This is a genomic window from Pseudoalteromonas sp. NZS100 (assembly GCF_015864815.1).
Lineage (GTDB): Bacteria > Pseudomonadota > Gammaproteobacteria > Enterobacterales > Alteromonadaceae > Pseudoalteromonas > Pseudoalteromonas distincta.
Window position 1 is genome coordinate 165071 of sequence record NZ_JADYWM010000009.1, and the last position, 23759, is coordinate 188829.

The 23759-nt window shown below is 39.6% G+C and carries 19 protein-coding genes and 2 rRNA genes; 7 read left to right on the forward strand and 14 right to left on the reverse strand.

All coding sequences use genetic code 11. The annotated features are described in order from the left end of the window. Window positions 1-143: 143 nt before the first annotated feature. Together gmhB and I6E69_RS11640 are read right to left on the reverse strand one after the other, a co-directional pair. Window positions 144-707, reverse strand: coding sequence for a D-glycero-beta-D-manno-heptose 1,7-bisphosphate 7-phosphatase (gene gmhB / locus I6E69_RS11635; protein ID WP_193226230.1), 564 nt, complete (start codon window positions 705-707; stop codon window positions 144-146). Further along, the gene (locus I6E69_RS11640; protein ID WP_002961059.1) at window positions 707-1765 is read right to left on the reverse strand and encodes a glycosyltransferase family 9 protein; all 1059 of its coding nucleotides are present in this window, start codon (window positions 1763-1765) and stop codon (window positions 707-709) included. The genes gmhB and I6E69_RS11640 overlap by 1 nt, the downstream gene beginning before the upstream one ends. Before the next feature lie 122 nt (window positions 1766-1887). On the opposite strand from I6E69_RS11640, the gene I6E69_RS11645 reads away from it, so the two are divergent. Continuing rightward, window positions 1888-2616, forward strand: coding sequence for a 3-deoxy-D-manno-octulosonic acid kinase (locus tag I6E69_RS11645; protein ID WP_197121295.1), 729 nt, complete (start codon window positions 1888-1890; stop codon window positions 2614-2616). A gap of 16 nt (window positions 2617-2632) precedes the next feature. On the opposite strand, the gene I6E69_RS11650 is transcribed toward I6E69_RS11645, so the two are convergent. Both I6E69_RS11650 and I6E69_RS11655 read right to left on the reverse strand, forming a co-directional pair. Next, the gene (locus I6E69_RS11650; protein ID WP_149603116.1) at window positions 2633-3718 is read right to left on the reverse strand and encodes a glycosyltransferase; all 1086 of its coding nucleotides are present in this window, start codon (window positions 3716-3718) and stop codon (window positions 2633-2635) included. Continuing rightward, window positions 3715-4788, reverse strand: a complete 1074-nt coding sequence (locus I6E69_RS11655) for a glycosyltransferase (RefSeq protein ID WP_197121296.1) — start codon at window positions 4786-4788, stop codon at window positions 3715-3717. Before I6E69_RS11655 ends, I6E69_RS11650 begins: the two co-directional genes overlap by 4 nt. Window positions 4789-4999: 211 nt before the next feature. On the opposite strand from I6E69_RS11655, the gene I6E69_RS11660 reads away from it, so the two are divergent. Continuing rightward, on the forward strand, window positions 5000-6505 hold the full coding sequence (locus tag I6E69_RS11660) for a capsule assembly Wzi family protein (RefSeq protein ID WP_149603118.1): 1506 nt from the start codon (window positions 5000-5002) through the stop codon (window positions 6503-6505). 99 nt (window positions 6506-6604) lie between these two features. Here the strand turns inward: I6E69_RS11660 and hldE are convergent, their stop codons facing one another. Both hldE and I6E69_RS11670 read right to left on the reverse strand, forming a co-directional pair. Further along, on the reverse strand, window positions 6605-8044 hold the full coding sequence (gene hldE, locus I6E69_RS11665) for a bifunctional D-glycero-beta-D-manno-heptose-7-phosphate kinase/D-glycero-beta-D-manno-heptose 1-phosphate adenylyltransferase HldE (protein WP_197121297.1): 1440 nt from the start codon (window positions 8042-8044) through the stop codon (window positions 6605-6607). Beyond that, on the reverse strand, window positions 8044-8634 hold the full coding sequence (locus I6E69_RS11670) for an SIS domain-containing protein (protein WP_002961065.1): 591 nt from the start codon (window positions 8632-8634) through the stop codon (window positions 8044-8046). The genes hldE and I6E69_RS11670 overlap by 1 nt, the downstream gene beginning before the upstream one ends. 182 nt (window positions 8635-8816) lie before the next feature. On the opposite strand from I6E69_RS11670, the gene waaA reads away from it, so the two are divergent. Further along, window positions 8817-10100 carry a lipid IV(A) 3-deoxy-D-manno-octulosonic acid transferase gene (waaA, locus tag I6E69_RS11675; RefSeq protein ID WP_197121298.1) on the forward strand — a complete coding sequence of 428 codons (1284 nt, stop codon included), beginning with the start codon at window positions 8817-8819 and terminating at the stop codon, window positions 10098-10100. Next, window positions 10097-10645: a DUF1415 domain-containing protein gene (locus I6E69_RS11680; RefSeq protein WP_149603120.1), complete on the forward strand. Its 549-nt coding sequence runs from the start codon at window positions 10097-10099 to the stop codon at window positions 10643-10645. The genes waaA and I6E69_RS11680 overlap by 4 nt, the downstream gene beginning before the upstream one ends. A 48-nt stretch (window positions 10646-10693) precedes the next feature. On the opposite strand, the gene I6E69_RS11685 is transcribed toward I6E69_RS11680, so the two are convergent. The 4 genes from I6E69_RS11685 to purL form a co-directional block, all read right to left on the reverse strand. After that, complete coding sequence (locus tag I6E69_RS11685; RefSeq protein ID WP_002961068.1) at window positions 10694-11023, reverse strand: YdbL family protein; 330 nt, start codon at window positions 11021-11023, stop codon at window positions 10694-10696. Between the two features lie 11 nt (window positions 11024-11034). Next, window positions 11035-11232 (reverse strand): YnbE family lipoprotein, encoded by a 198-nt coding sequence (locus I6E69_RS11690; RefSeq protein WP_007378800.1) that lies wholly within the window; start codon window positions 11230-11232, stop codon window positions 11035-11037. 2 nt (window positions 11233-11234) lie between these two features. Continuing rightward, entirely contained in the window at window positions 11235-13685 is a 2451-nt protein-coding gene (locus I6E69_RS11695; protein ID WP_197121299.1) for a YdbH domain-containing protein, read from the reverse strand. A 277-nt stretch (window positions 13686-13962) separates the two neighbouring features. After that, the gene (purL, locus tag I6E69_RS11700) at window positions 13963-17853 is read right to left on the reverse strand and encodes a phosphoribosylformylglycinamidine synthase (protein ID WP_197121300.1); all 3891 of its coding nucleotides are present in this window, start codon (window positions 17851-17853) and stop codon (window positions 13963-13965) included. Window positions 17854-18064: 211 nt separating this feature from the next. On the opposite strand from purL, the gene mltF reads away from it, so the two are divergent. Next, window positions 18065-19573: a membrane-bound lytic murein transglycosylase MltF gene (gene mltF / locus I6E69_RS11705; protein WP_197121301.1), complete on the forward strand. Its 1509-nt coding sequence runs from the start codon at window positions 18065-18067 to the stop codon at window positions 19571-19573. 164 nt (window positions 19574-19737) lie between these two features. Further along, a complete protein-coding gene (locus I6E69_RS11710; RefSeq protein WP_002961076.1) occupies window positions 19738-19905 on the forward strand; it encodes a hypothetical protein in 168 nt (55 codons plus the stop codon). A gap of 2 nt (window positions 19906-19907) precedes the next feature. On the opposite strand, the gene tadA is transcribed toward I6E69_RS11710, so the two are convergent. Then, window positions 19908-20423 carry a tRNA adenosine(34) deaminase TadA gene (tadA, locus tag I6E69_RS11715; RefSeq protein ID WP_002961078.1) on the reverse strand — a complete coding sequence of 172 codons (516 nt, stop codon included), beginning with the start codon at window positions 20421-20423 and terminating at the stop codon, window positions 19908-19910. 178 nt (window positions 20424-20601) lie between these two features. Here tadA and I6E69_RS11720 point away from each other — a divergent pair, with 178 nt between their 5' ends. Further along, window positions 20602-21906, forward strand: coding sequence for an inosine/guanosine kinase (locus I6E69_RS11720; protein WP_149603124.1), 1305 nt, complete (start codon window positions 20602-20604; stop codon window positions 21904-21906). Window positions 21907-21942: 36 nt separating this feature from the next. Here the strand turns inward: I6E69_RS11720 and glsB are convergent, their stop codons facing one another. The 3 genes from glsB to rrf (I6E69_RS11735) all read right to left on the reverse strand — a co-directional run bounded on the left by glsB (window position 21943) and on the right by rrf (I6E69_RS11735) (window position 23508). Next, window positions 21943-22866, reverse strand: coding sequence for a glutaminase B (gene glsB, locus I6E69_RS11725; protein ID WP_197121302.1), 924 nt, complete (start codon window positions 22864-22866; stop codon window positions 21943-21945). 350 nt (window positions 22867-23216) lie between these two features. Next, window positions 23217-23331 (reverse strand): 5S ribosomal RNA (gene rrf, locus I6E69_RS11730). A gap of 62 nt (window positions 23332-23393) precedes the next feature. After that, a 5S ribosomal RNA gene (rrf, locus tag I6E69_RS11735) occupies window positions 23394-23508 on the reverse strand. Window positions 23509-23759: the final 251 nt, after the last annotated feature.

Here is a 23759-nt window from a genome sequence, read left to right on the forward strand (position 1 = left end):
TTTGAACGGGTAAACAACCGCACTTTCGCGGCTGTTTATTATGCGGGGTATTGTAAAAGTTTAATGGGTAAAATGCACGGTTTGCAGTTCGTCGCAAACGCCCTAAGTTGGAAGGAATTCCTGCCAGTTTACAGGCTGTTTATTTATGTGTTTAAAAGTGCAGGTAAACTACTTATAGAATCGATAATTAAATCAGCTTCTTGCTTAGCGCTTTCGTCAAAGCTTTGACCTGAACGCACTAAAACGCGTGTAGTGATCCCTGCTTTTTTCGCAGCCTGCATATCACTGAGTTTATCGCCCACCATAATACTGCAAGCAGAGTCGATGTTATGCTCTTGTATGCCTTGTAATAACATACCTGGCGCAGGCTTTCTGCAACTGCACTCTTTCAAATATTCAGGGTGCGCTTTTTTTGGGTGATGCGGGCAAAAATACACATCTGTAACTTCAATGCTGTGGGCACTAAACTGGTCTTTCATCCAGTCGGTCAGTGCTAAAAAATCAGCTTCGGTGTAATAACCTCGACCAATTCCAGATTGATTAGTGACGATTATGATTTTATAGCCTGCATCATAAAATGCTTTACAAGTGCTAAAAACACCGTCAATAAATTCAAATTTATCGCTTTGATACACATAACCATGATCAACATTTACCACGCCATCTCGATCTAAAAAAAGCGCTTTATTTTTTTGTTGTGTATTCATTACAAAGACTCTTTTTGTACAACATGGTCAAACATCGCTTTTACATCATCAACTGTAATTTGGCTCATTAAATCATCGCCTTTTACGCGTGTACCCCACGAGACTTGCTCAGCCGTTTTACCTGTTTGCTTAAACAAGTTTTGATGATAAACCTCTACCACGTAGTCTTGATATAAATAAGGACCTGTGCGTGCTGGATTTGAATGTGCATATAAACCAATAACCGGCGTACCAACTGTTACTGCCATATGCGCAGGACCCGTGTCGGGCGCAAGCACTAAGCTGCCACGCTTTAACACGCACAACAACTCTTTGAGTTTTGTTTTGCCTACTAAATTTAAAATAGGCGTGTTGCTGTGCTCAATAATGCTATTTGCTAGGTTAATTTCAAGTTCTGTTGGGCCACCCGTCAATACCACCTTAAAGCCTTGCTCGCTTGCATAATCAGCCAATGTGGCATAACGATCAGCGAGCCAATTACGCTGCGCTTTACTAGCTGCGGGCGATATTACTAATAGTTTATTAGTTAGGTATTCTGATGTTAATAACTCATCTGCAACCGCTTGGTCTTGCTCGGTATATGGCATGTCCCAACTCGGTTTATAATCAGCTACACCAATGGCTTTTGCAAAACCTTTAAAGCCTTCAAGCACATGCGCCTGGGCTTGTGGGTCTATTCGTTTATTAATAAATAAGCTGTGCAATTCTTTTGAACGAGCCCAATCGAACCCTATTTTTACTTTTGCAGGAATACAACGCGCTACAAACCCAGCCCTTAATGCAACTTGCATGTTAAGTAACACATCAAATTTTTGGTTTTTGAAGTGTTGCTTTAAGCTTTTCAGCGCTGCTTTGCCTTGTTTTTTATCAAATACCACCAGCTCAACACCCGGTAAGTCGGCAAGTAGCATGGCTTCTACTTTGCCAATAACCCACGTAATTTTTGCATTAGGGTGTGCTTTTTGAATAGCTTGTACAGCACTCACACCATGACATACGTCACCAATGGCTGAGAGTCTTAATATACAAATAGATGAATAATTAGGAGCTTGAGTCACACATTCCCTTAGGTATTAAATACAAAAGCCGATCTTAAATTATAATCACGCTATTGCAAGCACTTATCCTGCGCTTTAAAACGCGCTAATATAGACACATTATTTAGCAATTACACAGAGCTATGTTTAAACAACACGTGCAAGGCAATCACACGCTATTAAGCCACCCTAAATACACAAGCCAAATTACCCTCGATTGGTTTGATGCAAATTATTGGCAACAACGAAATAAAATTGTGGGTGCTAAAAAAGGTCGAGCAACTGCGTGGTTTTTTAAGCAAAACGAATTAACAGCCGTGCTGAGGCATTATTGGCGTGGTGGTTTAGTGGGTAAATTGCTAAGCGATCAGTATTTATACCCAGGACTTGAACAAACCCGTGTGTATAAAGAGTTTAGCTTAATGAGTAAGCTTATAGAGCTTGGTTTAAACGTACCCACCCCTATTGCAGCTAAAGTAACCCGCAGCGGGTTAATTTATCGTGGTGATATTATTACCGAGGCTGTTAAAGGCGCTAAAAGTGTACTCGATATATTAATTGAACGCCCATTGACTGAAGATGAGTTGGAGCGCATTGCGAAAACAATCGCGCTATTTCATTCAAAAGGTGTGTATCACGCCGATTTAAACATTAATAACATTTTATTTAATGATATTGGTGATGTGTATATTATCGACTTTGATAGAGGTGAAATAAGAGCGCCTAACCCACAGTGGCAACAAAGTAATATGGCACGCCTTGAGCGCTCATTTTTAAAAGAGCAAGGTCGAAATGATGTATTTAATTGGCAAACGAGTGACTGGCAAACTCTGCACAGTAACTACTTCAAAGCGCTCGCCAATATCAGTTAACCTAATATAAGTTAACTTAGTTAGCCAAGGCTAAATACTGCAGAGCAACTTGCTCTGCCTGTACTTGTTTTAAAATATCTGCGTTTTCTACATTTGGCTTATCTGCTAGCACCTGCTTAACGGCATTGGCTAATGCCTCACTTTGTTGAACGGGTACTAAATATTTACTCAGCTCGCCTGTTAATATCTCGCTTGGTCCAAATGTACAATTAGTGCTAACTACCGGAGTACCCACCGCTAAAGCCTCAATTAATACCGTTGGCAGCCCTTCAAAATCAGAGCTCAAAACTAAAGCTTTGGCATGCTGAATCCAGTTGTACGGGTTTTGTTGAAATCCAGGCACTACTAACTGTTTATCTATGCCATATTGCTGTGCAAGCTTTAACGCTTTAGCCGGTTTATTACATAAAAGGACTAACTTGTATTTTTTATCAAGCTTTGCAAATGCTGCAAATAATATATCGTGGCGTTTTTGTTTGGCGAGCCTTCCTACATGAATTAAGTAAGGCTCATTTGGGATGTCGTTATTTTTCTCATTTGCTTGTTGGTTTATTTTTTCAAAATCGAACGGGTTATAAATAGTCGCGATTGCACTTGGGTTAATTAAATCCCCTTGTGTTATTTCTTTTTCAACACCCTTTGATACGCAAATAAGTGATTTACCATTTAAGTTTTGCTTACTTTTTTTAAGGTATAAATATGAAAATGGACCTAACTTTTTTTGACGGGCAAGTTCTGCATTAACTGAGTTATGAATAACAAAATGAACATTTTTGATATTACTACGTGCAAGTAAATTATTACTTCTATCAAGGTTAGAAAGTACTAGGTCAATATTGCCAATCTCGCTTTGTTTTTTTTCAAACCACGCTTCTAATCGCAAAATACTATTTTTTCGCTGCCAGAATCTATCTACTTTAGATGCTCTATCAGGAAAAAGGCTATCAACTTTAACTATATCAGGAATGTCATACTCAGCGTTGCTCGCAAGAGATAATATAGTGACGTTGTGCTGTAGTTTCGCCATTTTTTCAGCCAAAGTAAGCATTACTTTTTCAGCACCACCACCTACTAGTGAATCAATTACAATCACTATATTCATAAGCGATCTCCTACAAGCATATTTTTTATGCCGGTAGTGATCACGTCGAAGCTGTGTGTGCTATCGAGTTGCTTATACTTACCAATAAATTCACTATAAAAAGGCTCGGTAATAACTTGAGCTATTTTCGTAGCAATTTCATCAATATCAAGATTCGCTTTTATTACAACACCTGCATTAACGCAATGATCCAAACGTGTATTTTGATCTTTTGAGATAGCACATGCCACAACAGGGGTTTGAACTGCAATTGCTTGCAATAAAGTATCTCCACCACTAAGTAATGCGACTTTAGCTTGGCTCATTAATGCCAAAAATTCGGTTCCTTGCAGGCTTGATAAACAAGTAACCTCATCACTTTTCGGAATTGCTTTATTATAATTTGCACCAAACACAACAACTGCTTTTAAACCAGTATTTTTAGTGATTTTAAGCGCGGCTTTAAAGTAAACCTCAGCACAATTAAGATTATTTAATATATGCCCGCCAGAACCCGCATTAACAATAAAATAGCCATCAGATACTAAGTTATAGCGATTTAAAACATCACGTTTTTGCTCACAAGAAGCAAATGGAACAAAAGGGCCTACATTACGAGGGTGTGCCAAGGGAAACATGTCTAACTTCGCACTTTCAGCCCACGTAAGTGGCTCAATACAATAATCAGGCTGTACAACCCAATGTGTATCAATTAAATTAATCCTGTTTAGCTTCAATCCCTTAGCGCGTTTTTTTGCATGCTGAGAAATAAATACAACTTTAGCGCCTACTTTTTTAGCCGCTTTCATATGCCCTGCACGTCCTGCACAATCAAAAACAACGACGTCAGGTTTAAATTGCTCTATAAAGTCGCAAACAGAATCAAGCTCTTTAGTCGCTGAGTGTTCAAGCAATGTGGCTTCAAAAGGACACTTTTTTGCGTAGCTTGTATGCTTGTTTAGTATGAAGTGAATATCGAGAGAATCAGTAAGTTCTGCCTTTAAACTTTGAGCCAACAACAACGAGCGCATATATTCACCAATGCCTTCTGGTGATGATACGGGAATAAATAAAAGTCGTTTGTTGCTCATTACATTCTCAATTTCCTATTTGAACTCCAGTATACCAATCAGATACTTATTACGATAGCTAGGTTACATTTTTATATATTAAATTAGCCCTATAAATTTGATTATTTACTGCAATAACAAGCTTAGGTTGATAAACTTAGCCGCAATCTAAATCACAAGGATCTGAACTTTGCGAAACAGAATTTTTCTCCTTTCTACTCTTTTTTGCGCTATGAGCGCGTCAGTTAATGCTGAGCCATGGGTAAAACCCGATGATTACGGTCTTAGAGCTGATATTCAACAATTAGCTGATGCCGGTGTTATTTTAGCTCCTGTAACTACCTATCCGCTTATGTGGAAAAGTTTTATAAGTGATGTGCAAAGCATGCCGCTTGAGCAATTATCTCCAAGCTTGCAAGATGCTTTACTTCGCGTTAAGCATCGATATAAATCAGAAAATAGCAGCTCGCATAGTCTTCAATTATCAGCTTTTGCAGCCACAGATCCGATCATAGCAACAAGCTTTGGTGCAACAAATACACAAGAAACAGAGCTTTCAGCAGCTTACGCTTATTTAGGCGATAACTTTGCAGCTAAAGTAGCTATAAATTACAGAAAAGACGGTAAAAAATGTTTAGTTGATGGAAAAACGACTGACGATATAGTTACCGATGAGCAAGCTTTAACCGATTGTAACGATACCTCACTTGACGATAGTTACTTAGCTTACCGTTTGGGTAACTGGATTTTTAGAGCCGGTGCTGTTGAGCAATTTTGGGGACCTGGTGTTGATAACAGCTTAATTATGTCTGGTAATGCGAAACCTTTACCTGCACTAAGTGTAACCAGAGAAAAAAGTACTGCTTTTGAAACACCATGGTTAAGCTGGATTGGTCAATGGGGCTTTACCGCACAAATGGCTAAACTTGAGTCTACACGTGTAATTCCTGATGCTTTACTTTGGAGCAGTAGATTAAATATACGCCCAATACAACAATTAGAAATTGCTGTTAGCTGGTCTGCGCAATGGGCAGGTGACGGACAACCGGGCTCTGCGGGTGATTTTATTGATGTCATAACTGGGCAAACAGCATGTATTGATGGCAATGTTAGTTGCGATAGCCAATTAGAGTCAAAAATAGGTAATCAATTAGCTGGCATAGATATTCGCTGGTCAGATACACTTTTCAACCAACCTTATGCTGTTTATGCCAGTACGATTGGCGAAGATGCCAGTTCACAATTTAAACCCGCTGATAGAGCCTACTTATTTGGTGTACAGACAACACAACGTGTATATGATCAAAACTTATTAATAAATGTAGAGTACATAGACACAGGTGTTTCATGTTCAGCAGAGTCTACCAATGAAAATTGCTACTATGAGCATTCAGATTACAAATCGGGTTACCGTTACCACGGTCGCACTATTGGCTCTACTTATGATAACGATGCACAGTCAGTTGTTTTAACCCTGTTAGGTCAGTTATCTAATGGAGACGATTGGCAGGTAAAATTACGCAGTGTTGATTACAACAGCGATAACCGTGACCTTTATCCTAACAATCCAGACTTAGGAAATACAATTACTAAAACAGGGTTTAATAGTAAGCAATTAGAGCTTCGTTATAGAATGCTTTCGATGGGAGGGCGAGTCACTTTAGGTGCTTTTGCATCTAACAACGACGGTGCTGAAAACGATACATCAGCATTTGCCAAGTACGAATATAACTTTTAATACGTTACTATTAATAAAGTAACGTATTAAATGTAAAAAAGGGATGAAAACAGTGTTTTCATCCCTTTTTTGTATTTGTTAAGTAAAATTAATTAGTAATTACTGTTTAATTTTATTAATTACTTTTGATGTTGAGCACCCATCTAAAAATTCAAGCACTTCAACTTTTCCGCCATGGCGAAGTACATGCTCAGCACCCGCTATTTGATCTACAGTGTAATCTCCACCTTTAACTAAAATATCAGGGCTTATCTGCTCAATTAATTTAGCGGGAGTGTCGTTTTCATCTAAGCTACCAAACGGAATAACCCAATCAACAGATGAAAGTGCGCTAAGTACCATCGCACGCTCATCTAGTGGATTAATAGGACGTTCTGCCCCTTTTAAACGCGTAATTGATTCATCATTATTTAATCCAACAACGAGTCTATCGCCTCGTGCTTTAGCTTGCGCTAAATAACGTACATGCCCAGCATGTAAAATATCAAAACAGCCATTAGTGAATACAATGGTTTCGCCGTTTTGTTTTGCAAATTCAATATGCTGAAGCACATCATCAAATGGTGTTTGGTAATGCTCACCCGTAGTATGTAAATACTGACCAAGCTTGCGGCTTAGCTCTTCTGGCGAGACAGTTGCAGCCCCAAACTTACTCACAACGATACCTGCGGCTAAATTAGCAATTTCGACAGCATCTTTAGGCTCCATGCCCGCGCCAAGCATAACAGCGAGTGTAGCTATAACCGTATCACCGGCCCCGGTTACATCGCTTACTTCAAGCTCTTGCGCTGCAAAATCAAATTTTTCAGCTGCACTAATAAGCGACATACCTTGCTCAGAACGCGTAAGTAACATGGCTTTAATGCCATTTTTGCTTATTAAATCACGCGCACTTGCTGCTAAAGCTGCTTCTGAATCGGTTTGACCACCCGCTAACTTAAACTCATGTAAGTTAGGTGTAATGTAATCAGCACCTTCATATAAATGCAAATCTGGCGATTTAGGGTCAATTAAAACGGTTTTTCCGGCGCCCTTAGCAAGGCTTACCATCTCTTTAATTAAGCTTAAAGATCCTTTGCTGTAATCAGAGAACACTATAAAGTCGTATTCATCAAGTACAAGCTCTAAGCGGTTTAATAAAAGCTGGCTGTGTTGCTCGGTAAACGTTTCTTCTAAATCAAGTCGGACTAGTTGTTGATGGCGGCTAATAACACGCATTTTTGAAATAGTCGGTAAATCACATACACTGACTAATTGTGAGCTTATTTTTTCACCTTTTAGGATGGTCTCTAAAATTTGCCCGCTTTCATCTTCACCAATTAAGCCCAGTAAGCCAACTTTTGCATCTAACCGCGCTATATTTTTTGCAACGTTAGCTGCGCCGCCCGCTTTGTCTTCAAATTTACTTACTTTAACAACCGGTACTGGCGCTTCTGGCGAAATACGACCAGTATCACCATACCAATAACGGTCTAGCATTACATCGCCAACAACTAATATTCGTGCCGCTGATAAGTTTTTTAATAACGATAAATCCATTACTGCTGCTCCGCAACAACCATATCCATGGCTTCACATAACCAGTGACCTATAAACATGTGAGCTTCTTGGATACGTGCTGTTTCGTCATTTTTTATAATAATAGGTAACTTAGCAATATCTTTTACTTTACCGCCATCACGCCCAGTTAATGCCACAGTAAAAGCGCCTAGTTTATTTGCAGCTTCTAATGCTAAATTAATATTATTACTAGTACCTGATGTGGTTAAACCAATAACTAAATCTTCTGGCTTACATAACGCTTGAACTTGGCGCTCAAACACCGTATCAAAGTGATAATCGTTGCTGTGTGCTGTTAAAATAGAGGTGTCGGTAGTCAATGCCATTGAAGCAAGCGGACCACGTTCTAACTTATAACGCACTACAAATTCTGCTGCTAAATGCTGTGCATCTGCTGCACTACCACCGTTACCAAACCAAACAATCTTGCCACCAGCTTGTAATGCACTATGGCATGCTTCTAACAATTGCATAGATTCTTGATGATAAGCCTCCATCGTTTCAAATAATGCCTGATGACGGTTTAATGTTTCAACGTAGCTAGTTGCCACTGAATCGATAATTGACATGAAAAAATTCCTCTTGGAACTGAAATGGCAGGAAAAATTAAATTCATTATTCCATAATTTTATTTAATTGTGTGTATTTTATCGGGTTATAACTGAACCCAGACCATATTTTATAACGAGTCTGTTTAGAAAACGGCTATTTCACGGTAAACTAACGCCACTTCCCTTTAAGAAAGATCAGTATGGCACGCATTTTTTACTCATTCGCATTAATTATTATTAGCCCACTGATTGTATTTTATCTCTATATTTTACGAGGTAAAAAAAACCAAGGCTATCGTGCACACTTTAAAGAGCGCTTTGGGTTTGTCAGTAAGTCTTTGTTTACGGTTAAAACTAAACCTTTAGTTTTTCATTGTGCATCTGTTGGTGAGGTGCTTGCCGCAACGCCACTTATTAAAGCTTTGCAAAAAGCGCATCCAAACTTAAATATACTTATAACCTGTAATACTCCAACAGGCAGAGAGCAAATACTTAGCCAGTTTAAAAATACTGTAGCATGTAGCTATTTACCAATCGATTTTCCGTTTGCGACGGCTCGATTTTTAAAGCGTATAAAACCACAAGCATTATGTATCTTAGAAACTGAGCTATGGCCAAATTTAATGGCGATAAGCCACAAAAAAAACATACCAGTACTTGTCATCAATGCAAGACTCTCTGAAAAGTCGCAGCAGGGCTATCAAAAGGTCGCTAAATTAACGCATATTATTATGCGCTCAATTACGGTACTTGCGAGTCACAATAAAACAGATGCTAAACGCTTTATTGAACTTGGTCTTGAAGCTTCAAAAAGCCATGTAACAGGCTCAATAAAATTTGATATAACACCAAGTGAAGAGCAACTAGCTAAAGTACTCAACCTTAAACAGCTTTATAGTAGTAATGAACGCTTTGTGTGGGTGGCAGGCTCAACACATCCTGTTGAGCATGAGCTGGTACTTTCAGCCCATCAAGAGTTACTAAAAAAACAACCGAACGCATTACTTATAATTGCCCCGCGCCACCCAGAGCAATTTGACAAAGTGGCAGAGCTTTTAACGCAAAGCCCACTTAGCTTTAGCCGTCGTAGCCAAAATAACTATAATAATGAGCAAATACTCCTTGCTGATACGCTTGGTGAATTACAGTGTTTATATGGCTCTGCAAATGTGAGCTTTATTGGTGGCAGCTTAATTCGCAGAGGTGGGCATAACCCACTGGAATCAGCTGCGTTTTCGGTAGGTGTAATAACAGGTCCACACACATACAATTTTGACCATGTTTATCCCGAGCTAACAAAGCTCAAAGGTGCTGTAGTGGTTGATAGTAACGACGAACTAGCTAAGCAGCTCATAACGTTTAGCCAAAACACAAAAGCGTGCCAAACCTTAGGTATTAAAGCTGCGCAATGCGTAGCTAAAAACCAAGGTGCTATACAAAAAACACTTACCATTATTAATCAATATTTAGAGCCAAAACCGTGACCAACATAGCTATAAGCCAAACCCGTGAATGGGTGTCATCTGTTATTGTTAAATATAACTTTTGCCCATTTGCTCGAAAAGAAGTAGAAAATAACTGTATTCATTACATCGTAAGTCCAGCAGCAAGTGTGGATGATGCTGTAATGGATATGCTTGAGCAATGTGTTGAGCTTGACCGTGAACCAGAGCGCGAAACAACCCTTATCATGTTTGACAATGGCTTTAGTGACTTTGAAGACTTTTTAGACTTGGTCGATTTAGCTAATGCACTTTTAGTCGCGCAAGGCTTTGAAGGGAAGTATCAAATTGCTAACTTTCATCCTGATTACGTATTTGCCGACAGCGATGAAACCGATGCCGCAAACTACACAAATAGAGCGCCCTTTCCTACATTGCACTTAATCCGCGAAGCAAGTATGAGCGAAGCACTTGATAGTTATAACGAGCCTGAATCTATTCCTGAGCATAATATAAATCTAGCAAGGCGTAAGGGGATTGATTTTTGGCAGCAGTTACTTGAAGGCTGTAAAAAACCGAGCGCTTAAATGCTCGGTTTTATTTTGGTTTGTGCAAAACAAGACAATAACAAACGCTTATTTTTTAACCCAGTTACCATTTACTTCAACGTAATGACCACTTTGGGTTTTTTCAATTGTTTTAGCAGCAGCAAGCGCTTCTACTTGTGAAAGTGACAAGTTATTCTTTTTAGCGAGCTTTAAGTACTGCGCTTTACGCTTTGCATTTATGTCATCAACAACGGCTTTTGCCTCTGCGTTTTGTACAACAAGTCCTAAATAACCAGAGCTATCTTCACCTACTAAACCTTGGTTTTTAGCGTCATCAAGGCTAATAGCCCAAGCAGAGAACGACATACATACTGCACTAACTAACGTAATAATGTTTAATTTTTTCTTCGTATTCATGTTCTAGCTCCTTAAAATAACTCACTGTCGTCACTAAATAAATTGTCGAGTTCTTTATCTACTTTTACGCGAATTTCGTGATCGACCTTCACATTTAAATTAATAGTAATGGGCTCTTTAGCAGACACCTCAACACGATGCGTGCAGGCACTTAATGCACTAATAGCACTCAGCGCGAGCAGTACTTTTATCAATAACGACTGTCTCATTATTAGTTTCCTTTTTGTGAGTATTGTTGCTCAACTTTTTGTGTAATTTCGTCACTTAAACGCAGTGCACGCAAAAGTGTAAATACGTTTTCTTCGTGGTTATAATTAAAGTTAACCTGCTGCTGCTCTGCTTTATTATAGCCTTGCAAATTAACCCCTAGTTTTAACCAACCATCATTTTTTAGTGCCACACTGCTATTAAGTTTTTGAATATCTAAATTAGTTAATAGCCCTAACACAGGTTGTAACTCTTGCTGTTGCTGCATTACTGAATCAAAAGCGGCATTATTGGTAATTTTTAAATTACCTGTTCCTTGGCTAAATAAGCTACCGTCAATTATTTCAATTTTCCCACTATCAAAGTGAACAGGTAAAGACCCCGCCAAGCGTCCCGTTAATACAATGCCCGACTTATCGTCGAGTGTAACAAGTTTGCTTGCATCAATATTTTCAAACTTAACATTAGCAACTTGGTTTGGCTTCCCTACTGTGTAGCTATCTAATGAAAACTCGCCACCAAACACACTTCCTTTTACATCATTTATAAGCGCGGTATTGTTATTAACTTGCCATTGACCTTCAATCGCTTTAACTACAGCACCTGCTCTAAATTCATTTAAATTAAAGGTAGTTGGTTTTACATTAAGCTTACCTGAATTATATTCCCCGCTAAATACACTGTTTAAATCACTCGCAAGGTAATCGTTATACAGTGCACTTGTATGGCTAATCCCTATATTGAACAGTGCATTTTGTAAGTTTATATCGCCACTAATATAGCCATTAAATTCGCCCTCTGTTAACTGTGCAAGTGGCTCAAATTGACTAATAAACGCATTTAACAGCAGCGTACTTTGTTCAGGAATAATGACTTCAAACGGATGAGCTTGCGACGACACATGATGATTTATAACTAACTCAACATCGTTTATAAATGCGTGATGCGTGGCTTTTAGTGCACGGCTTTGCAAGCCCGTAGACTCTATTTTTATATTATTAAGTTTTATGTCGGGGCTATTAACAGCCTTTATATTCGTTTTTGCTGTTAGATCCGCAAATAACTCACCTACGCCTAAATTAGCATTTGCTGTTAATGTGTTACTTATATCTGTGACTTTAAATTCTTTATATTCTGCGCTTTTTAATTGCTGCGTTAACGTTACTTCTGCGTTTAACTGTTTATCCATTTTTGCTGTTAAATCACCTTGATATTGCACTGCACTTATATCAAACGCATCTACACTATTAAGCGTTAATTTAGCATTTATAAGCCCAATTGGTTTTGAGTCTATAAACTCACTTATATTAAAGTGACCACTAAGGCTAAGCCCATTCGCTGTTGCGGGTGCAAACTCAGGTAAATTTTCAAGCATAACGGCGTAATCGCCTTTAATTGCAGCGTCAGATAACTGAGCATTAACGTTAATATTATTTATATTTGGTGTATTTATTTGAGCTGACAAAGTTGTCTGTAAGTCTTCAAATGGAGATGTAATATTTAGTGTTGTATCTGTTATTAAAATATCAAATTGCTTATCGCCCACGCTTACCAAATTAATTGCAGGTACACTGAGCTCACTAGCCTCTAAGCTAATTGATTGAGGGAGTTTAAGTTGCCAATTTAAAGGAACTTGTTTGCTAATAAAGCCTGCATATTCACTTGGTGGAATTAACTCAGTACAGCTTGGTGTTAAATTAATTTTGTTATTAAGCAAATCGGTATTAAACATTAACGCTTGGCTATTTAAATTAAAACGCGTCGCCAATTTACCAGTGGTTAATACGTTAACTTTGCACTGCTCATACGTGTGAGCAAACTGGGATCTAATATCGCCATTTAACTCAAGTTCTATACCATCAAAGCTAAATGCTTGCTGAGTATTAAAGTTAAAATCTGCTATTAATGTATTTTTAGTGTTTATAACGTGCTTTAAAAAAGTGTCATTAATTTCAAACTGACCCATTACTTTATTAGCAGTCAAAATTGCACTTGCGTTTATATCACCTGAGACATTAAATTTATTTAGTTCGGGTTCTAATATGCTTATTTTAAGTGGCTTATTGAGCTCATCACTTTTTACTACAAGCTGTTTAATATTGATTAATGGGCGATTTAAGGGAAGTGCTAAATCGAGATTTTTAGCAAGCTGATTAGCATTATCACTTTTAGGGGGTGGATTAACTGTTAGCACTGCATTTTCAATATATACACGCTTTGTATTTGCAGTAATACCAGTGAGTTGTAATTGTTGATTTTGATAATTTAAACACACTCTATCAGCATGAATATTTAAGCTAGACGTAATTGAAAAATCGAGACAACTTAACGTAATGTCTGCTTTTTTGAGCTCAGGCGCTATAACCCATTGTAATAACGGCAAGCGAAATACATAACTAAGCAGCAAGGTACTTAGTAATACAGCTCCAACAATTAAACCAATTCGCTTAAACATACTATCCTTAAATGCTTTGTGCTTTTAGCTAAACTAATACCAACCTGCATAAATCTTTGATCAATTTAACGAATTAAATTGCACTATAACGTCGTTAAAGGTTTTTTATTTAGAACAACTAGATATAAAAACTTTTGCCTAGTTCTAGCGTAATTTTCTTAACGTTAAATAGACCCCATATATAAGCAGATTGGTATAATCAAAAAAGGCTGCACAATGCAGCCTTTTTTATTTTACAGTAAGATTATGAATCTAACTTGTATAAACGTAAATATAATTAACCTACGTTTTTACGTGCGTTACGGAACATACGCATCCACGGGCTATCCTCGATCCACTCATCAGGATGCCAAGAGTTGGCAACGCTTCTGAATACACGTTCTGGATGCGGCATCATTACAGTGGCACGACCATCAGTTGACGTAATACCGGTAATACCTTCTGGAGAACCATTAGGGTTAGCTGGGTACTGCGTTGTAGGGTTACCGTAGTTATCTACAAACTTAACCGCTACAGTGCCGCTATCAAGCGCCGCTTTAGTGGCTGCATCGTTTGCAAACTCAGCATGACCTTCACCATGAGAAACCGCTATAGGCATACGCGAGCCAGCCATTCCATTAAAGAACACAGATGGATTTTCTTGTATTTCTACTAAACTAAAGCGTGCTTCAAAACGTTCTGATTTATTAGTTACAAAGCGCGGCCAATGTTCAGTACCAGGGATCAACTCTTTTAACGTTGATAACATTTGGCAACCGTTACATACACCTAAGCTAAAGGTATCTTCACGGTGGAAGAAGTTTTGGAACTGATCGCGTGCCATATCGTTAAACAAAATAGACTTAGCCCAGCCTTCCCCCGCACCAAGTACGTCACCGTATGAGAAACCACCACAGGCCACTAAACCTTTAAATTGCTCTAGTGTTAAACGACCTTCTAAAATGTCGCTCATGTGTACATCAACGGCTGCAAAACCTGCGCGATTAAACGCTGCCGCCATTTCTAAATGAGAGTTAACACCCTGCTCACGTAAAATAGCCATTTGCGGTTTAGCACCGGTTGCAATGTATGGCGCTGCTATATCTTCGTTTAAATCAAAGTTAAGTTTTACGTTTAAGCCTGGATCTTTTGCATCAAATTTAGCATCAAACTCTTGCTTAGCGCACTCAGGGTTGTCACGGCGTGCTTGCATTTGATACGTTGTTTCAGCCCAAATAGTACGAAGCTCAGTACGCGTATGATTAAGTACCGTATTTTCGCCACGGTTAAATATAATCGTATCGTCACTGTTAAGCGTGCCAATGTTGTGGCTAATTGCTGCTATACCATGTTGTTCAAACACCGCATTCACTGCATCTAAATCAGCATTTGCAACTTGAATTACTGCACCTAGCTCTTCGTTATAAAGCGCTTCAATGTCAGAACCTGTTAAAGCTGCTAAATCAACCGTTACACCGGTATGACCCGTAAACGCCATTTCAGCAACCGTGGTAAATAAACCACCGTCTGAGCGGTCATGATAAGCAAGTAACTTACTATCAGCCACAAGCGCTTGCATTGCGTTATAAAAGCCTTTTAATAACTCTGGGCTATCAACATCAGGGGTTACATCACCTAATTGCTTATAAACTTGCGCAAGGCTTGATGCGCCCATGCGGTTTTTACCCGCACCTAAATCAATTAATATAAGCGATGTATCGCCTTTATCTGTGCGCAGTTGTGGTGTTACTGTTTTACGTACGTCGTCAACACGACCAAACGCAGTTATAACCAGTGAAAGCGGCGATGTTACTGACTTCTCTTGTGAGTCACCTTCATCTTTCCATGTCGTTTTCATCGACATAGAATCTTTACCTACTGGAATCGTTAAACCAAGCGCAGGACAAAGCTCTTCGCCTACGGCTTTAACCGCTTCGTATAAACCAGCATCTTCACCTGGGTGACCCGCTGCTGCCATCCAGTTTGCCGATAACTTAATGTTTTCAAGGCTACCGATGTTTGCACAGGCAATATTAGTTAACGACTCCGCTACAGCTAAACGAGCAGATGCACCGTAATTAAGTAATGCAGCCGGAGTACGCTCACCGAGTGACATAGCTTCACCGTGGTAAGTGTCATACGTTGCCGCAGTTACAGCACAGTTAGCAACAGGTACTTGCCAAGGACCAACCATTTGGTCGCGTGCTACTAAACCCGTAACTGAGCGATCGCCGATTGTTATTAAGAATGTTTTTTCTGCAATGGTTGGTAAACGCATTAAGCGCTGCGCTGCATCTGCTGCATTTATTGATGTGATATCAAGCGCTTTGCCAACAACTTGCTTTGACGTTACATCGCGGTGCATTTTAGGTGCTTTACCTAATAATACGTCCAGCGGCAAATCAACAGGGTTATTTTCAAAGTGGCTGTCTGACACTGTTAAGTGAGGTTCAGCTGTTGCTTCACCAATAACAGCGTACTGGGCACGTTCGCGCTTACAAATTGCTTCAAAGCGGTCAAAGTCCTCTACGCCAACAGCGAGTACATAACGCTCTTGTGATTCATTACACCAAATTTCGTGTGGTGCCATGCCTGGCTCATCGTTAGGGATGCTACGTAATTGGAATTTACCACCACGTCCGCCATCATTAACAAGCTCAGGAAACGCATTAGATAAACCACCGGCACCTACATCATGGATGAATGCAATTGGGTTTTCATCGCCTAGTTGCCAACATTTATCGATAACTTCTTGGCAACGACGTTCCATTTCTGGGTTTTCGCGCTGTACTGAAGCAAAGTCTAAATCTTCGTTTGACTGACCTGAGGCCATACTTGATGCAGCACCACCGCCTAAACCTATGTTCATTGCAGGCCCGCCTAGCGCAATTAATTTAGCGCCTACAGGAATATCACCTTTTTGAACATGATCAGAGCGAATATTACCTAAACCACCGGCAAGCATAATTGGTTTATGGTAACCACGTATTTCTTCACCGTTATGGCTTGTTACTTTTTCTTCGTAAGTACGGAAGTAGCCTAATAAGTTAGGACGACCAAACTCATTATTAAATGCAGCGCCACCTAGTGGACCTTCTGTCATTATATCAAGTGCGTTTACAATACGACCCGGCTTACCAAAATCGCTTTCCCACGGTTGCTCGTAACCTGGAATACGTAAATTTGATACAGTAAAGCCAACTAACCCTGCTTTTGGCTTAGAGCCACGACCCGTTGCGCCTTCATCGCGAATCTCACCACCAGAACCTGTAGCAGCACCTGAGAATGGCGCAATAGCTGTTGGGTGGTTATGAGTTTCAACTTTCATTAGTATTTCAATGTCTTCTTGATGATACACATATTCACCTTGCGCATTTGGGAAGAAGCGACCCGCTTTTGAGCCTTTCATTACTGCCGCGTTATCTTTATAAGCCGACAATACATTTTCAGGATTTAGCTCAAACGTATTTTTAATCATTTTAAACAGCGATTTTGGCTGCTCTTTACCATCGATTGTCCAGTCAGCATTAAATATTTTATGGCGACAATGCTCTGAGTTCGCTTGTGCAAACATAAACAATTCGATGTCGTTAGGGTTACGTCCTAACTTTGTAAAATTTTCTACTAAGTAGTCTATTTCATCATCAGCAAGCGCAAAGCCTTGCTCAACATTGGCTGTTGCTAGTGCTTCACGTCCACCACCTAAAATATCGACAGACGACATTTGGCGTGGGGCATCACTGCGAAACAGCTGAGCCGCATCTTCAAGTTCATTGTGTGTGGCTTCAGTCATGCGGTCGTGCAATAACGCAGTTACTTGTGCAAGTTGTTCTGCGTTTAAATCACCTTCAACATAATAAGCAATACCGCGTTCAACACGGTGAACCTGCTTTAAACCACAGTTGTGGGCGATGTCGGTAGCTTTAGATGCCCAAGGTGAAATGGTACCTGGGCGAGGTGTAACAAGTACAAGTTTGCCAGCTGGGGTATGCTCTGCAATAGTTGGACCGTAAGTTAATAGTTTTTCAAGCTTGGTTTGCTCAGAGCTACTCAACGGCGATGTTAAATCGGCAAAGTGAGCATACTCGGCGTATACGTTAGTGACTGGAAGTTGCGATTGTTGGCAACGCGCTAAAATTTTATTAACTCTGAACTCTGAAAGTGCTGGTGCACCACGAAGGATCAACATAGGTAATTTCATCCGGGGTTAGGGATTGAACGATATTTTAGGCACGCATTATAGTCCAATTAGCATTCAGATTTAACTCAAAATTACGCTTTTCATAAAATTAACTTTTTAGCTTTATTTATAGCCTCTTTTGGTTAATAAAATAAAAGGTAAAGTGACGCGATGGCTTAGTTTTGCTATAACGGTGGCTGGCGAGCTTAAGGGGCACTCAATGTTCAAAGAAAAACTAATAATAATCATTACTTTAGTTATGCTGTTATGTGCATGTGATATGCAAGAGCAGCCAACTCAACTCGCCCAAATAAAAGAACAAAACAAAATACGTGTGGGTACACTTGCAAGTGCTAGTAATTATTATCAAGCCGTTCAAGGTGAACAAGGCTTTGAATATGAGCTATCTCAAGCATTTGCTGAATATCTAGGTGTAGAGCTTGAAATAGTGCCATTTTTTAACTTATCCGATATGTTTGAACGCCTTGAAAGCGGTGATTTAGACTTAATAGCGTCAGGACTTACCTATAATAAAACCCGTGCAGAGCAATATCGCTATGGGCCAACTTACAGAACAATCAGCCAAAAGTTAGTTTATAAACAAGGGCGCGTTCGTCCTCGAGAGTTTGACGATTTAGATGGCAACTTTACGGTTATAGCTAAAAGTAGTCATTCGCTTACTCTGCAAAAAATGAAAAAGAACAATCCAGATCTCACTTGGATAGAAAGCGAAGAGTTTGATGAAGAAGAACTACTTCAAGCAGTTATTGATGGCGAGATAGATTACACACTCGCTGATACGCATACGCTATCGCTGTTTCGCCGTTATCACCCAAATTTAAGCATTGGTTTTTCAGTTAGCCATAACGACCCGATTGCATGGATACTTAATAAATCTAAAGACGACTCTTTATATGCGTTGTTGGTGCCATTTTTTGGTGACGTTAAGCAAAGTAACCAGCTCTATGTACTTGAAGAAAAATACTTTGGTCACGTGCGCCAATTTAACTATGTAAATACCCTAGCCTATATAGAAGCAATTAAAGAAACCTTACCAACATACCAGCCATGGTTTGAACAGTATGCAGGTAGCCTTGACTGGCGATTATTAGCGGCACTTAGCTATCAAGAATCTATGTGGAATCCTCGCGCTAAATCGCCAACAGGCGTTCGCGGTATTATGATGCTAACCCGCAGTACAGCAAAACAAGTAGGTGTTACCAACCGCTTAGAGCCAGAGCAAAATATTCGCGGTGGTGGTAAGTATTTAAGTAAACTGATTAAGCGTATTCCTGATAGAATTCCTCAACCCGATAGAACATGGCTTGCACTAGCGGCTTACAATGTAGGTTGGGGGCACGTTAACGACGCGCGTATAATTACCGAGCAGCAAGGCGCAAGCCCTGATAAATGGGCTGATGTAAAAAAACGCTTACCGCTGTTAATTAAAAAGCGCTATTACCGCAAAACTCGCTATGGTTATGCGCGTGGCGATGTAGCGGTTAAATATGTTGATAATATTCGTCGCTATTACGATGCACTTGTTTGGCTAGATGAGAATAATGCTATTGCTGTAGAACCTGAACCAGAACCAATCACAGAGCAGAGCACTGATAGCGAGCCAAAGCTAAATGAAGTAAGTGATGAAAAAAGTAACAAAGATGAAGCGCAAACAGAAAAACAACAGCCTATAATTGAGCCCGAACAACCGATTGAAAACAATAACTAAGATTTGTATAGGTATCAGTTTTTTGAGAAAGCCAGAAAGCAAAATTTAAGTAAATTAAATATCTGTTTACTTGTCATCAAATGATCACTAATGTGTATTACTTGTATATTATTATTTTATAAGATATACCCTGCGCCTTTCTCACTCTTGCATTAGGAGAAAACATGCTAAAACGTAGACGCACACAAAAATTAAAACGCAATGTGATTTATTCAACAGCCACACGTCGTCGTGTTATGCTAAGAAAACTGCACAAAAAAATCATCTGGCGCCGCCGAATGTTTGCTATGCAGCAAATGGCTGAAACAGAAATAGAGCCAATCGCTAGTTAGCTTTAGCTAGGTTTATTTATTTGTTCATCACGAGCAGCTTTCTTAGCTGCTTTAATTTGCGCTCTTCTACGCTTAAAAAAATTCGAAATAGTATCCCCGCACTGCTGTGCCAAAACACCACCGCATACCTCTACTTGATGATTTAACCTCGGCTCTTGTAATAAGTTCATAATTGAACCTGCAGACCCTGTTTTAGCATCGAGGGCACCAAATACCAAACGCTTTATTCTGCTATGCACCAACAGTCCTGCACACATAGAGCAAGGCTCTAACGTTACATATAGTGTGCAATCAATTAAGCGGTAATTATTAAGTACTTTTCCAGCTTCTCTTACTGCAATCATTTCGGCATGAGCAGATGGATCGTTATCGGTTATTGAACGGTTATACCCGACTGAAATTAACTGGTTATCTTTAACTACAATCGCCCCAACCGGAATTTCATCAAGCAACTCTGCTTGCTTTGCATACAAAAGCGCTTGCTCCATCCAGTAGGAATCATTAAATGGCTCGTTCATTTTTTCTACTTAAATAACTTTTTATACTGTAATTATACCTAGTTAGCACTCTAAAGTGCGTCATTCATTACTTTATTGCAAAAATAAAACGATATTTACCTGTTTGTAATGGCTCACTCGTGTGGATTTACGCTATAATCTCACGCTTTTTTTATTTAGCTCACAACACGGGTAGCAAATGAAATTTCCTGGACGCCGCAGGCATAAACATTATTTTCCAGTGGAAGCCAAAGATCCACTTACCAATCAACTTAACGCAACAGAGCGATTACAACGTAGTTATATTACGGGTATCGATCAGATCGTTGTTGATATAGAGGCAAAAGTTGATCAAGCTTTCCTTGACGAATTTCAACTACGTAGAGGTATGTCACAAGTTATTGATAGCGACATAACGAACGCCTTATACGATCGTTTAAAATTAAACGATATGGTTGATTTTGAGTTTGCCGGTGGGACCATTGGTAACACTATGCACAACTACTCTGTACTTGCAGATGATCGCTCAGTTTTATTAGGCGTAATGAGCGAAAATATAAAAATAGGTAGCTATGCTTACCGCTTTTTATGTAATACCTCAAGCCGTGTAGATTTAAACTATCTTCAACCAGTAGATGGGCCTATAGGTCGTTGTTTTACATTAATTGATGAAACCGGTGAGCGTACTTTTGCAATAAGTGCGGGCCTAATGAATCACTTACGCCCTGAATCTATCGATAAAAACCTTATTGAAAATTCATCAGCATTAGTGATCAGTGCCTACCTCATGCGTACGCAAGGTAGTGAAACGATGACTGAAGCGACTATGCAAGCGGTAAAATACGCTAATGATGCAGGTGTGCCAGTTGTTCTTACACTCGGCACTAAATTCTTAATTGAACAAGACCCGGCCTGGTGGGCAAACTTTGTTGAAAAGCATGTTGATATTCTTGCTATGAACGAAGAAGAAGGGTTAGCTATTACAGGTTTTGAAGACCCTCTCCTAGCTGCCGATAAAGCACTTGATTGGGTGGATTTGGTAATTTGCACCGCTGGCGAAAAAGGCTTATTTATGGCCGGCTACGTAGACGAAAGCTTAAAGCGTGAAACCGAATACCCGTTATTACCAGGCGCAATAGCTGATTTTAATCGATACGAATTTTCACGTGCTATGCGTAAAACCGAGTGTGATGAGCCTATCAGAGCATATAGCCATACAGCCCCATTTATGGGTGGACCTGACTCAATCAAAAACACCAATGGTGCAGGCGATTGTGCTTTAGCGGCTGTGCTACATGACTTATCAGCAAATGTTTATCATAAACTTAATGTGGCAAACTCAGCTAAGCATCAGCAACAAGCTATTACTTACTCGTCACTATCGCAAATTAGTAAATATGCTAACCGAGCTAGTTATGAAGTGTTAGTTCAGCACTCTCCTCGCTTATCTCGCGGTTTACCAGAGCGCGAAGACTGCTTAGAACAGGTTTATTGGGAACAATAATAACGGTGGGAGCAAGTATTGCTCCCTATCAACTTCCTAAAAAATAGAAATATCGAGCTTTTTAGATAGCAGTTCCAGCGCCGCAATTCCTGCAACCGAATTACCAAACGAATTAAGCCCCGGAGAATAAACAGCTACCGTAAACTTATTTGGTAACACGGCTAAAATAGTCCCTGACACTCCCGATTTACCTGGCATACCTACTCTGTAACCAAAATCCCCCGCAGCATCGTATAAGCCACTGGTAAATAATAGCGAATTAAGCTGCTTATTTTGACGGCTACTTAAAACACGATCGCCCGATCGATTATCAACACCTTTATTTGCTAGAAAATTATAAGCTTTGGCTAATTCAATACAGTTGAGCTCAATAGAACAAAAGTTAAAGTAAGACCATAAAACATCATCGACTTCATTTTCAAAATTACCAAACGACTTCATTAAATGCGCCATAGCAGCATTACGATGCCTAAATTCATACTCAGAATTAGCGACTTTTTTATCAATCACTATCCCTCTATTACCAGCTAACAACCTAAAGGCCTCGAGCATAGAGTGCATTGGTGCAGATAAGCGGCTGTACAACGCATCACACGTTACAATTGCGCCTGCATTTATGAAAGGGTTACGAGGAATCCCTTTTTCAAACTCAAGCTGTGTAAGCGAATTAAAGGCAGTACCTGAAGGCTCCTTTCCAACTCGATGCCAAAGTTCATCACCATAACGTTGCAGTGCCATAGTAAGTGTCATAACTTTTGAAACAGACTGAATGGTAAAACGTTGAGAGCAATCCCCCGCACATACAGTCTTACCATCAGTTGTATAAATAGCGATAGAAAATTGCTCAGGATCGACCTCTGCAAGGGCCGGTATATAATCAGCTACTTTTCCTTGTGATAATAAAGGGCGTACTTCATGTGCTATTTCATCAAGCACCTTTTGGTAATCAGCTGTAGGCAAACTAGACCTCTATATCATCATTCATAAAAATTGGATTTTAGCACGCGCGAATAGACGCAACTAGTTTTGTTGTTGAATTTAAAGGGGGATGTTTTTCTTAATTTAAAAAAGCAAAAAACGTCACATTACTGTAACGGGTTTCTCTTAATTAAATCCTGGCAATGTCGTAGTGCCCACAGCGGTGGAGAGGCACATAGCAAATGCTACACTATCTTTGTGTCGGGGCGTACTTCTGCGGGGCTCGCCTTAGAACTATTTTATTTCGCCACTGAGTTCGGCATGGACTATTTACAAAATTACAAAAAGCAAAAAACCCGTCACATTACTGTAACGGGTTTCTCTTAATTAAATCCTGGTAATGTCCTACTTTCACATAGCAAATGCTACACTATCATCGGCGCTGTTTCGTTTCACTACTGAGTTCGGCATGGGATCAGGTGGGTCCAAAACGCTATTGTCACCAAGAAAATTCTTTTCAATTTTCTTATTTTAATTATTAAGGTTAAAGTCCTTCGACTGAATTTGAAGCCTGGTAATGTCCTACTTTCACATAGCAAATGCTACACTATCATCGGCGCTGTTTCGTTTCACTACTGAGTTCGGCATGGAGTCAGGTGGGTCCAAAACGCTATTGTCACCAAGCAAATTAGGTGCAAAGAATGAATGACAAGCACGTAGTGCTACCATTTTCTTTGCGCAAGGTGCCTCAATGTTAACGCTACGCGCTAAGAGTCACCTCTTGAATTTGGAAAATATCTGATAATATTTTTTAAGTCTTTCTAAGTAATTTCTACTTTAGTCATATTAACTTCTGTCAAACTGTCGCATAAAACGCGTTTGGCGTTGTATGGTTAAGCCTCACGGGTAATTAGTACAAGTTAGCTTAATGGCTC